Source organism: Streptomyces sp. NPDC005899 (genome assembly GCF_040629645.1).
GTDB lineage: Bacteria > Actinomycetota > Actinomycetes > Streptomycetales > Streptomycetaceae > Streptomyces.
Genome location: NZ_JBEXWB010000489.1, coordinates 1 through 3,662, shown reverse-complemented (window position 1 = coordinate 3,662; position 3,662 = coordinate 1). Strand labels below are relative to the sequence as shown.

Annotated in this window: 3 protein-coding genes; all 3 read left to right on the top strand. The window is 67.5% G+C overall.

The features are described from left to right. Window positions 1–200: 200 nt before the first annotated feature. The 3 genes from ABZ371_RS30345 (at window position 201) to ABZ371_RS30335 (ending at window position 3,609) form a co-directional block, all read left to right on the top strand. Window positions 201–764 (top strand): hypothetical protein, encoded by a 564-nt coding sequence (locus ABZ371_RS30345; protein ID WP_358685638.1) that lies wholly within the window; start codon window positions 201–203, stop codon window positions 762–764. Between the two features lie 78 nt (window positions 765–842). Continuing rightward, a complete protein-coding gene (locus ABZ371_RS30340) occupies window positions 843–1,631 on the top strand; it encodes a DUF4097 family beta strand repeat-containing protein (RefSeq protein ID WP_358685635.1) in 789 nt (262 codons plus the stop codon). Window positions 1,632–1,938: 307 nt separating this feature from the next. Beyond that, on the top strand, window positions 1,939–3,609 hold the full coding sequence (locus ABZ371_RS30335; protein WP_358685632.1) for an MFS transporter: 1,671 nt from the start codon (window positions 1,939–1,941) through the stop codon (window positions 3,607–3,609). Window positions 3,610–3,662: the final 53 nt, after the last annotated feature.

The window sequence follows — 3,662 nt, the reverse complement described above, 5'->3', positions numbered from 1 at the left end:
TTTCTCGCCTGTCCCGGCCCGCGGCGCGGCACCGCCGGCCGCGCACCGTCCGACCGTTGACGCCACTCGCGGGCAAAGATGGCGCCAAGTTGGACACACGCCTGACCCCCAAGCGCCGGTAAGCCTCCCGCCACACCACTCCGACCGGCCAAAACGTCATGGCGCTTGCGTCGGAGCCAAAGCGGTGCCATGATGATGCCATGGAATTGGGGCGGTACATCGACAACTTGCGACGGGAGCTATCGGTCGCGGCCGAGTCGGGAGGCGACGAAGGACGTGTCCTCGCCGAGCGGCTCGTCGCGCAGCTGTCGTCGTCGATCCAGCTGACTTTGCTGGAGGTCCTGTCGGATGCCGCGGACGAAATCTCCCGGGAACTGATGCCCGGATCTGTCGAGATCCGGCTTCGCAAGCTCGACCCGACCTTCATCGTCACCTTGCCGCCCGAGGAGCAGGGGTACGAGTTCGAGGACGAGAACGATGAGTTCGAATCCGAGAACGCCATGGTGGCGCCAGCCGATGCGGCCATGGAAGCGTCCCTCCTGCACGGAGAAGGAAGCGCTACAGCACGTATCAACTTCCGGCCCCCCGAGTATCTGAAGGCCCGGATCGAGGAGGCCGCCGGCCGGGAACGGCTGTCGGTGAACGCCTGGTTGGTGCGTGCGGTGTCCTCGATGCTCGAGTCGGGTGATCGCAGCCATCCGCCGCGCCGCGCCCAGCGGCGCGACCCTCATCAGGTGCAGCGTTTTACGGGATGGGTCAAGTAGTCGGCCGGCCCGCGCGCTACTGCCACACCCACCTCTTCCACCCCAGGACATTCAGTCGTCCTCTCATGGAGCGCAGTCATGCCTGTTTTCGAGACGCCACTACCGGTTGCCGTAACCATGGAACTCGGGGTCGGGCACGTTCGTCTGCACGCGGAACACCGCGGCGACATAGGCGTGACCGTGGTGCCGAGTGACATGGACAACGAGGCGGACGTCAAGACCGCCGAGCAGACCCTGGTCGAGTACGGCGAACAGAGACTTCTCGTCAAAGCACCGAAGCAGCGAGGTCTGTTCGGGCGCGTCGGTTCCATCGACGTGACCATCGCTCTTCCGCACGGGTCGGAGCTCTCGGCGACGGCGCGGGAGGCGTCCTTCCACGGAAGCGGTCAGTTGCAGAACTGCCGGATCAAGACCTCCACCGGGGACGTCCGGTTCGAGGAGACCGGGTCACTCGTGGTGAGCACCGGAGTCGGTGACATCAGTGTCGACCGGGCCGACGGGCCGACCGAGGTGACCACGGGTTCCGGCACGGTCCGCATCCGCGAACTCGGCGGCAAGGGCGTGCTGAAGAGCTCCAACGGGTCCATCGTCGTCGACAGGGCGTGCCAGTCCCTGGAGGCGAAGACGGCCAACGGCGACATCAGGGTCGGTGAGGTCGTGAGAGGCGTCGTCGTGCTCGGCGCGTCGATCGGCCAGCTCGACGTCGGCATCGCGACGAACACCTCCGCACGGCTGGACATCCGCTCCGTGTCCGGCAGCATCCACAACTTCATGACACCGGTCGACGGCCCGGAACCGACCGACGAGACGGCCGAGGTCTTCGCCAGGACGACGGTCGGCGACGTGAGCATCCGCAGAAGCGTATGACACCACGCGGATGACCCGCGGGACCCGGGCCGGTCCGCCGGCCGTGTGTCCCACCCACACGATGCGCCTCGGCCACCTCGCCGCCGTGCCTCGTGCGGTCGCGCAGACGTAGTACACCAACCACTCACCGGCCCCGGCGTCCCTCGCGGCGGCGGAAGGCCGGGGAGTCGGCACCCCCATGCCCGGACGGCACCCGACGGGACCCGGAACACCCGGCCGTCGGCAGGAACCGGGTCACCACCGAAACCGGGGCTCGCCTCGTTCGACGTACCCCGCACCACATGTCCCCTCGCACAAGGATTCCCTCATGAGTGAAACGGATAAGTTAAACGCCTCGGGCACCGTGGTGCCACCGCAGGGAGGTGCTCCGGCAGCCGCCGCACCGGGCAGGACGAGCAAACAGGCGTGGCTGAGCCTGGCCACCGTCGGCCTGGGCATCATGATGGTGCAGCTCGACGGAACAGTGGTCGTCGTCGCCAACCCGGCGATCGCCAACGACCTCGACGCCGGACTCAACAGCCTGCAGTGGGTCATGACGGGTTACCTCCTCGTCCTGGCCGGCCTGCTCATCCCGGCCGGCAACCTGGTCGACCGGATCGGGCGCAAGAAGGGCCTGATCACCGGCCTCGTGGGCTTCACGGTCGCGTCGGTACTCTGCGCGGCGTCCCAGACCATCGAACTGCTCATCGCCGCCCGTGTCCTGCAGGGCGTCTTCGGCGCCATGCTCATCCCCGCCGCACTCGCGATCATCAAGGCCGCCTTCCCGCCGGAGAAGCTCGCCATGGCGATCGGCCTGTTCAGCGGTGTCACCGCCCTCTCGCTGGCCGGCGGTCCGCTGCTCGGCGGTGTGATGGTGGAACACCTCACCTGGCCCTGGGTGTTCCTGATCAACGTGCCGTTCGGTTTCCTGAGCGTCGTGATGGCGGTGATCATCGTCAAGGAGTCGAAGCAGGAACCGCCGCAGCCGCTGGACCTTCCCGGCGGGGTGACGCTGACCCTCTCCATCGTCAGCCTGGTGTGGGCCCTCACCCACGGTCAGGAGGACGGCTGGAGCTCCGTATCGACCCTCGGCTACATCGGTCTCGGCCTGCTGCTCCTCGCGGCCTTCATCACCATCCAGCTCAAGCGTTCGCATCCGATGGTGCCGCTGGAGCTGTTCCGCATCCGCTCCCTGTGGGTCGGCTGCCTGCTGATGATCGTGACGATGTTCGCCTTCTACGCCATCATCTACTACCTGAACTTCTTCCTGCAGGGCATGCAGGGGAAGAGCCCGATGAGCGCCTCCGTCGCTCTGCTCCCGCTGACGCTGACCTTCATCGTCTCCGCACCGCTCGGCGGCTGGGCCACGGAGAAGTTCGGGGTGAAGGGCTCCCTGTCCTTCGGTGCTCTCTGCATCGCCGGCACCTCGCTGCTCCTGCTCCGGCTCGAAGGTGACTCCGGTCTGTCCACCGTCGGCCCTCCGCTGGTGCTCGGCGGCATCGGCGTCGGCTTCATGATGGTCGCGGCGACACAGGCGATCGTCGGCAGCGCGCCCGTCGACAAGGCCGGTACCGCGTCGGGCATGCAGCAGTCCATGTCGCAGCTCGGCAGCCTGCTGGGCACCGCGGTGTTCGGGGCCATCATCTCGGCACTGGTCACCTCCCGCTTCTCCGGCAAGCTGGACGCGGCCTTCGGCGGCGCGGGCGGCCGGACCGTCGACGAGCTCGCCGGTGACGCACAGGTCCAGAAGCTCGTCGAACTGGGATTCCCGCCCACCGCGCGCACGGCGCTGGAGAAGGAGCTGACCAGCGCGGGCATGAGCGCGGACCAGGTCAAGGAGTTCTCCGCGACCTTCACCCAGGCCGCCCACGACACCTTCATCAGCGGTCTGCACACGGTCTTCCTCATCAGCGCGGCCGTCGCGGTGGTCGCCGCACTGCTGTCGTTGCTCGTGTCCAACAAGGACACGAAGGGTGACCAGATGGCCGCGTTCGTCTAGAGCGTCTCGAGCGGCGTGCGCCCCCGGGCTCACGGACCTGCTGCGGCGAGGCC

Coding starts and splice junctions, on each gene's coding strand:
- ABZ371_RS30340 (WP_358685635.1), top strand. CDS start 843: ATGCCTGTTTTCGAGACGCCACTACCGGTTGCCGTAACCATGGAACTC.
- ABZ371_RS30345 (WP_358685638.1), top strand. CDS start 201: ATGGAATTGGGGCGGTACATCGACAACTTGCGACGGGAGCTATCGGTC.
- ABZ371_RS30335 (WP_358685632.1), top strand. CDS start 1,939: ATGAGTGAAACGGATAAGTTAAACGCCTCGGGCACCGTGGTGCCACCG.